Here is a 6,698-nt window from a genome sequence, read left to right as displayed (position 1 = left end):
GGTGGGCCCTTATCGGCCTTATGTAAGGCTCCGTACTGAAATAGAGGAGCAAACAAGGGCTGATGTTTTTGTATTTTTCAACAAACTCAAACTTTACCAGCTCCCCGTTTTTTATCCGCTGCTTTATTTTATTGTGGTAAGGATACATCTAATATCAAAATTACGGCATCTTCTTTCGGTCAGTTTCACACCGTGGGAAGATGCAGCTTTTCAAAGATACTTTTATTGCTGCGACTTTAGGAACAGCACAAAAGCCAATGAAATCAGTACAACCAGTATACCAAAAATACTATTGACTTTCAACAAAGACAGCCCGGTGACTCCATGGTAAGTCATGTAGAAAAACTCCTTCAGCTGTCTGAAATGCAAGGATAGCAGGTAGAAATAACCCGGTCTGCCCAAAGAATTTCTCGCAAGGCACCTAATACGGCGCTATTCAATATTTGAGTACATTAGATGCTATATCAGTCACCCAAGCGTTAAACCAATATTGTGTGCCGGCTAACTGCAAGAAAACGGTCTGCGGCCGGTCCCATACATGGATAAATACGTTTAGTAGGCTGTTTATCAAACAGAAATCAAGGAGCAGATTAGGATACCTGTGTTAATTTTTATTAGTTTTGTATTGTAGCAGTTGAAAAATGGAAGCAATTACAATACATCCTGAAAATGCTGGGCAGCTCAAAACCGTTAAATCGATGCTTAAAGCGTTAAAGGTGCCTTTTGAATCACAATCCAGTAGCTTGCCAGATCATGTAACAGAAAGCATTAACAAAGGGCTGGAACAGGCTTCTGAAGGAAACACTATTGGTTTAGAGGCGTTTAAGGAGAAGCATTTTCTGAAACGTTAACTAGCCAAAATACGAGCAACCTAAACTAAATCTACACTAATTAATGTCTTATACCCTCAGATTTACTCCCGAGGCGGAAGATACCTATGATGCATTATCTTTACAACTACAGCAGCGTTGGGGAATCCACTTTGTATAAAAGTTTGAAGATCGGGTTTCCAAAGCATTAACCACCTTAAGCATCACTCCATTCTTATACCCCGTTATTGTTAAAGAAACCCGGGTCCGGAAATGTATCATCCATAAAAACTGTTCCCTGCTGTACAAGGTAAACGGCCAAACCGTCACTATCATTTGTTTCTGGGATAATCGGCAGGAGCCGATGTTTACTTGATATCCGATAGCGGATGTTTATTGATCAATACCGCAATAACTGAGGTTTAAACCGCTTCGCCAGCCTTCCCGAAGCTTTCTCCGAGTCAATATCCACAACCAGCACACCAGGCTCGCCATATGGCTGGTACCCGATGCAGGAACCATCCGGGGCAATAACCGCCGACGCCGATTCCTGGTATTTCGAAGCATAATTTACACTGGCAAAATAGATCGTATTTTCCAGCGCCCGCATCATCATCGCCTTTTCATAATACGGGTTTTCAAACGCACCAAACGTTTTGCAGGTTTGCCCGTTGTCATTGCTTCCCGCGAAATGCGGATGGAACACGATGTGCGCACCATGGTACGCACACCAACGAACAGATTCCGGATAGCGGAAGCCCTCGTGGCAAATGGTAATCCCGAATTTCAGTCCATTTATTTCAAACAGCTGCCGTTTTTCACCTGCTGTCCAAAATCCATCCTCACTTGGGTCCAATTGGTTTTTCGTTTGGTACCCCAATACCTCACCCTTAGCTGACAGCACATACACCAGGTTATGGATCTGATCCCCTATAAAACCGTCCATTGGCAAAATCACGGCAATCCGGTGTTTCCCGGCGATGTTAGCCGCACGGGTCAACGCACCCTGTAAGGCTTGCTCCGTGCGGTCCTCACGCGGATAACCCATGCCCATGTATCCCGGCAAAAAAGACTCCGGAAAACACACTATTTCTGCTCGCTGTAACGCCGCATCCGAAACCAATTGCTCCAATAACAGAAGCCCATGCGCAAGCGATGAGGGAAGGGGAGGGGTTGCCAGTGCTATTTTCATTTTTTAGTTAAGCAGCTAAAGGTTCGTATTGTACGGCGCAGCGAATTTACCGTCCGTAACTTCAATAAAATTATCGTCAACATCCCTCAACAGACCGGAGAATGTTCCTTTCACCCCCCAGTCGTCAATACTGGTAATGTTCAGCGTAAAATTGGTATCGCTTGATCTTCCGCCACTGAAACATTCCGTTCCCACATGATTTTCGCCCTCGTACAGTTGAATGCAATACTGGCCATCAAGTTCGGGGAGCGACCCGCCTGCCACGTGATACGTGCCCTCCGAAATATTTTCCTCAGAAACCAACATGATCCCAAATGAGGGCGACTTGTTGATGTCCTCACTTTCCCATCCGCCGATAACCACAAAATGCACGATCTCTTCGGCGGGTGGATCATTGGCGTTGGTTACGTTGTTAAATTTATGCAATTCTCCGTTTAATTTGCACTCCAGAAATGCTTCCCCCATAACTGGCCCGTCACTTTTACCGCAAGCATTGCATAATAAACCGATAAACAGCACCGCAATTAGAATCCGGAGGTTGTTCCATGCTTTTTTCATGATCGATAGCTTTCGTTAATAATGCAGCTGCAAGTTAATCAGTCCTAACCTGGCATACAATACCCGAATTATAGGGTATCGGTTAGCTGACCTTAAAATAATATACATAAACAAAATTCCGGAAATGCTTGTTTACCCTGCGTTGCCCCATCTAAATCGTTATTATGAATGGAATATCACCATGGGCGGCCGCGGCCGCCAGCGAACTGGCCGAAGCAGAACATGCACTATATGAACACTCCGCCGGAGCCTGTCATTTCAAAATATATCAAACCATCGATTCTGTATGGATAGCTGTTGAACTACCCAATGGAGGCAACATGGCATTCCGTCCCGTATTCGCTGTTGGCGATTCTCCGGAAATCAACCGGATTAGCACCAATGATGCAGGAGTCGACATCTGGCTCAGCAGTGATATCGGCACATTTGAAGCCCGCATCAAAATCGAGTCAGGAGATTTCCCAGTACTCCGGTACACAACCTCGATAAAGCCAGAGAAAGACTTGTATTTTCCTTTTTGGCCGAGAGACATCCTGGTTACCACAAGACACGGAAAACCTGAAAACACCGAAGGGCAGATCCACGCCAGCCAGTGGGGCACCCGCTCAGGTTTTATCTATATGAGCTTAACCCGTCCGAAGTCGACGCCGATACTGTACCTGCAAAACCTTACCGCTTTGAATGACTATTGCCAACAGACCGAAACGTCCCTTGGCGACAGCGTGGGAGGCAACTGGCCAGAGCTCGGATTTGCCTTGCCCGCAGCAAACAAAATACCGCTTCGGGCCGGAAAGAAAGTGATCCTCAATGATGCTTTTGTCGCCTTTGGAAATAACGTGCCGGAGACCGAGCCGGAGCTGATCCACGGATACCTGGATCTGCTGGCGAGCATCTATTTACGCTTGCCACTGCCCGAGACCAATTACCAGCAATGGCCCAACATTCTGGAAAGCGGACTGAAGGACCTGGTCGGTAGCCCGGGCTGCTGGACACAGGTCGCAGGACACCGATATTTCAATGCCTATGTCTGCGACTACAACACCCCGCCCGAAATTATGGTGCAACTGGCGGTGGCGCTTCCCTTACTGGACTACGCCGAATGGAGTAAGCAAGAGCTGGAGGTAATCAAAACCATCAAAGCAGGTCTACCTGCATTCTTTGACAAGAAACTTGGCACCATCACCAGGTGGCTTCCCGCCGCTTAAGATAAACTCGAAGGTGAAGAAGAGCAAAAGCAGCCCGATGTCATGGATAGCTGGTACCTGCACCATCCCCTGCTAAACTTATCCAGGCTGGCACTTAAAGGAGATAACGTCTGTAAAAAACTATTCCTCGATTCGCTCGAATATGCGATCAAAGTAGCCCATCGGTTCAATTATCGGTGGCCGGTATTCTATAAAATGGATACCATGGAAATTATCAAAGCAGAAACGGCTGAAGGCATGGGCGGAGAAAAAGACGTAGCCGGCATTTACACCCATGTGATGCTGCAAGCCTGGGAACTCACCAAAGAAAAAAGATACCTGAAGGAAGCCGAAAAAGCCGCTAAAACCCTTCAGGGAATGGGTTTTCAGCTCTTTTACCAGGCTAATAATACCGCGTTCTCCTCCGGCGCGCTGCTTCGCCTGTACAAAATCACAGGCAACGCGGTATACCTGAACCTGAGCTATATGTGTTTGGCCGGCATCTTCCGCAACACCCGGCTTTGGGATTGTAATTACGGCTACGGCAAAAACTTCCCCACTTTCTTCGCTTTGTTCCCCCTTAACGATGCGCCCTATACCGCCGTGTACGAAGAGCAGGAAGTATTTTGCGCTTTACACGACTACCTCAAGCACGCCGAAGGAGTTGACATCCTGCCATCAGTCAAATTATTGGTAGCTGAATACATCCGCTACCTGGTAGACCGGGCAGCGTACTATTACCCAACCCTATTACCTCCGGATATGCTGGAAGAAAAGCCAAAAGTCGGAGAGGTGGATCCCAAGTTATGGATTGCCCTGGAAGACCTTCAGGACGGCTGGCTGAAATCCGGTACTGTCGGGCAACAAGTATACGGCGCAGGCAATGCCTTTGGCATCCTTCCACGCCACTACCTGCAAGTACCGGGAGAAGAATTCATGGTGTATATAGACTACCCTACCTCCGAATTCAGCGCAAGAAAAGGTCAGCACATCCATTTTAGCGTGCTGGGCGATGAACGGTTAGCCTGCCGGATGATGATTTTAAAGACCGGAAAAACAAAACTTCCCGAATTTACAGTCACCACCAGCGGAAATAAAGAACCATTGCCGTCAAAAAATGTTAAACAGGGAAACATTGAATATACCGTACACGGAAACCAGCGGGTAACGATCAGCTGGCGTAAATCATAATTACCGATTATGGAAAACTTAACAGCATACTTACCCGAACATGTCAACGGAAAAAACGCACTCATCACCGGTGGAACCACCGGCATTGGCAGGGCTACAGCCATTTTGCTTGCAGCCCAAGGCGCAAAAGTGGTCATCTTCGGGCGGCACGAGCCCGAGCTGAATGATGCCCTGGAAGCCATTACCCGTGTCAGTCCTGACAACACACCCTACGGATTCACGGCCGATGTAGCAACGGAAGAAGGTGTACAGCAAATCTTTGAACACACAGACAAACACCTGGAAACCCTCGACATCCTGGTCAACAACGCCGCTATCGCGTTCGACAGCATCATCAGCGGCAGCTATAAAGAATGGAAGTACGTTACCGACACCAACCTATTAGGTTACATGGCCTGCGTAAACGAAGCCGTTAAACGAATGAAACCGCAAAAAAGCGGGCACATTGTAAACATCGGTTCCATCAGCGCTGATGAGCGGGATAAAGACAGTTCCGTATACGTCGCCACTAAAGCAGGAATCCAGGGCTTCACCGAGGCCTTACGTAAAGAAGTAAACGAGCTCGGCATTAAAGTCACCTTGATTGAACCCGGACTGGTCGGCTCTGACATGATCGAGGTGCCCGCCGAAGAACAGCCCAAAGAAATCCAGGCCCTGAAAATGCTTAAAGCCGAAGACATTGCGATGAGTGTACTCTATTGCCTCTCCCAGCCTAAACGCAGCGACGTTATTTATCTGCAAATCAGGCCGCACCTGCAAATACTATAGCAGACAAGTAGATGCGCCATGCGGAACCTTAACGTGCTGAATTGTTAACATCTAAAACCCAAGGATCGTGCCCAAGAAAAAATCATGCTATAAAGAAGACCAGCAGCGGACGTCCGATATTGGGGTAGTTTTGGCAGCAAAGCGTTCAAGCATGCCCTTTCCCGTTATGACAATTCCTTTAGAACTTTCAGGTAAACGACCAGCGCTATGAAATTAAAACAACAACAAAAATCGTTCTTATACCGGAATGGTCTAAGCATCGTTTTTATCAGTCTCTTTATCTTTACCCTGGGTGCCCAAGCCCTTACCGGTTGGAAAACACACAACCAGGAACTTATTGAAGATCAGCAACCTGAAATCGGGATAATTACCTGCCTCCAAAGCGGACATTTCATATCAGCCACGTTCGAAAACTTTGAAAGCTAATTTTTGCAAATGACGCTCTACATACTGCTCACCGTTTCCCTCCGCCAAATCGGATCCGCCGAATCAAAAAAACTGGACGAACCCGAAGAGGTCGATCGGGAACCGGTCCCGAACCAGGGCGCACCGTGGGCAGTCAGAAAAGGAGGCTGGATCCTAAAAATCTACAGCCACTCCCTGTCCATCGCCTTTGGCATCCTCTTCCTGACCAGTTGGGCGATGCATCTCTATGGAAGCTGGCAGAACCATAACGTAGAACAACTGGCGAAGAATCTGCCAAAAGAAAGTGTTAGCCAATACCTGGGACAGGCTGAATTCTGGTTTGAAACCTTTCAAAACTGGCAAAGTGAGTTCCTTTCTGTATTTTCCATCGTATTTTTGACCATTTACCTGCGGCAAAAAGGATCACCGGAATCCAAACCGGTAGATGCACCGGATATGGAAACCGGGAAATAGGACTACAGATTAACCTGCGCGAGATCTTTCCGGGGTGGCCCGCACATTACCTTCCCAGCAATATCAAACCGTCCACCGTGGCATGGGCAATCCCAGCTCTGTTCAGCTGCGTTGAAA

Annotated in this window: 8 protein-coding genes and 1 pseudogene; 6 read left to right on the top strand and 3 right to left on the bottom strand. The window is 47.4% G+C overall.

Annotated features, from left to right (window positions below; translation table 11 throughout):
• Positions 1-331: hypothetical protein (locus ABWO75_RS13155; RefSeq protein WP_353186256.1), on the top strand; the 331-nt coding region annotated here is incomplete at its 5' end.
• 310 nt (positions 332-641) lie between these two features.
• Entirely contained in the window at positions 642-851 is a 210-nt protein-coding gene (locus ABWO75_RS13150; RefSeq protein ID WP_353186254.1) for a DUF2683 family protein, read from the top strand.
• Between the two features lie 358 nt (positions 852-1,209).
• Here the strand turns inward: ABWO75_RS13150 and ABWO75_RS13145 are convergent, their stop codons facing one another.
• Both ABWO75_RS13145 and ABWO75_RS13140 read right to left on the bottom strand, forming a co-directional pair.
• Positions 1,210-2,001 carry a carbon-nitrogen hydrolase family protein gene (locus tag ABWO75_RS13145; protein WP_353186252.1) on the bottom strand — a complete coding sequence of 264 codons (792 nt, stop codon included), beginning with the start codon at positions 1,999-2,001 and terminating at the stop codon, positions 1,210-1,212.
• Positions 2,002-2,016: 15 nt separating this feature from the next.
• Positions 2,017-2,559: a hypothetical protein gene (locus tag ABWO75_RS13140; RefSeq protein WP_353186250.1), complete on the bottom strand. Its 543-nt coding sequence runs from the start codon at positions 2,557-2,559 to the stop codon at positions 2,017-2,019.
• Between the two features lie 164 nt (positions 2,560-2,723).
• On the opposite strand from ABWO75_RS13140, the gene ABWO75_RS13135 reads away from it, so the two are divergent.
• The 4 genes and pseudogenes from ABWO75_RS13135 (at position 2,724) to ABWO75_RS13120 (ending at position 6,581) form a co-directional block, all read left to right on the top strand.
• The gene (locus ABWO75_RS13135; protein WP_353186248.1) at positions 2,724-3,764 is read left to right on the top strand and encodes a hypothetical protein; all 1,041 of its coding nucleotides are present in this window, start codon (positions 2,724-2,726) and stop codon (positions 3,762-3,764) included.
• 42 nt (positions 3,765-3,806) lie between these two features.
• Entirely contained in the window at positions 3,807-4,934 is a 1,128-nt protein-coding gene (locus tag ABWO75_RS13130; protein WP_353186246.1) for a hypothetical protein, read from the top strand.
• Positions 4,935-4,943: 9 nt separating this feature from the next.
• A complete protein-coding gene (locus tag ABWO75_RS13125) occupies positions 4,944-5,702 on the top strand; it encodes an SDR family oxidoreductase (protein WP_353186244.1) in 759 nt (252 codons plus the stop codon).
• A 207-nt stretch (positions 5,703-5,909) separates the two neighbouring features.
• Positions 5,910-6,581 (top strand): annotated as a pseudogene (locus tag ABWO75_RS13120) (DUF6766 family protein).
• 2 nt (positions 6,582-6,583) lie between these two features.
• On the opposite strand, the gene ABWO75_RS13115 reads toward ABWO75_RS13120, so the two are convergent.
• The coding region (locus ABWO75_RS13115) for a QcrA and Rieske domain-containing protein (RefSeq protein ID WP_353186258.1) at positions 6,584-6,698 on the bottom strand (115 nt) is incomplete at its 5' end.

The sequence above is a fragment of the Parapedobacter lycopersici genome, from assembly GCF_040395035.1.
GTDB classification, from domain to species: domain Bacteria; phylum Bacteroidota; class Bacteroidia; order Sphingobacteriales; family Sphingobacteriaceae; genus Parapedobacter; species Parapedobacter lycopersici_A.
Note: the sequence above shows the minus strand (reverse complement) of the source record. Positions and strands in the feature narration are given on the sequence as shown.

Excerpts from the sequence above, each read along its gene's own strand:
- ABWO75_RS13150 (WP_353186254.1), top strand. The coding sequence starts at position 642 with ATGGAAGCAATTACAATACATCCTGAAAATGCTGGGCAGCTCAAAACC.
- ABWO75_RS13145 (WP_353186252.1), bottom strand. The coding sequence starts at position 2,001 with ATGAAAATAGCACTGGCAACCCCTCCCCTTCCCTCATCGCTTGCGCAT.
- ABWO75_RS13140 (WP_353186250.1), bottom strand. The coding sequence starts at position 2,559 with ATGAAAAAAGCATGGAACAACCTCCGGATTCTAATTGCGGTGCTGTTT.
- ABWO75_RS13135 (WP_353186248.1), top strand. The coding sequence starts at position 2,724 with ATGAATGGAATATCACCATGGGCGGCCGCGGCCGCCAGCGAACTGGCC.
- ABWO75_RS13130 (WP_353186246.1), top strand. The coding sequence starts at position 3,807 with ATGGATAGCTGGTACCTGCACCATCCCCTGCTAAACTTATCCAGGCTG.
- ABWO75_RS13125 (WP_353186244.1), top strand. The coding sequence starts at position 4,944 with ATGGAAAACTTAACAGCATACTTACCCGAACATGTCAACGGAAAAAAC.